Origin of the sequence: Pseudomonas sp. EL_65y_Pfl1_R83 (assembly GCF_963970695.1) — a bacterium.
Lineage (GTDB): Bacteria > Pseudomonadota > Gammaproteobacteria > Pseudomonadales > Pseudomonadaceae > Aquipseudomonas > Aquipseudomonas tritici.
Genome location: NZ_CAXAQI010000358.1, coordinates 1 through 473 on the forward strand (window position 1 = coordinate 1; position 473 = coordinate 473).

General features: G+C 64.7%; 1 protein-coding gene. It reads left to right on the forward strand.

The features are described 5' to 3' along the window. Positions 1–473 (forward strand): hypothetical protein (locus AACY08_RS29280; protein ID WP_339472577.1); only part of this gene is annotated, 473 nt, incomplete at both ends.

Here is a 473-nt window from a genome sequence, read left to right on the forward strand (position 1 = left end):
GGAAGGTCGCTTCGATCCTGGGCCTGCTCGCTTGCCTGATGGCGTTGGCGATCCCTAGTTTCCTGCCCGACTCGGTGACCAATAGCTGGGGGCGCTTCCCCCACCCGAAGGTCAACCTCGGTCTCGATCTGGCGGGCGGCAGCTATTTGCTGCTTGAGGCCGACACCAAGGAACTGGTCAAGAACCGGCTCGAGGCGAAGCGCGAGGAAATCCTCAACGACATGAACAGCGCGACGCCGCCGTTCCAGATCGGCGACATCGCGACCGACGGCGGCAAGCTGAGCTTCCTGCTGCGCGACGTCCGCCAGCTCGATGCCGCGCGCGAATTGCTGAACAAGCATATCGGCGGCGCGGGGATGACCGGGCAGCGCGACTGGGATCTGAGCGTCATCGACGGACAGCGCATCGTGATGACGCCGACCCAGGCCGGCATCACACAGGCCGTCAACGATGCGATGGCAACCGCCACCGAT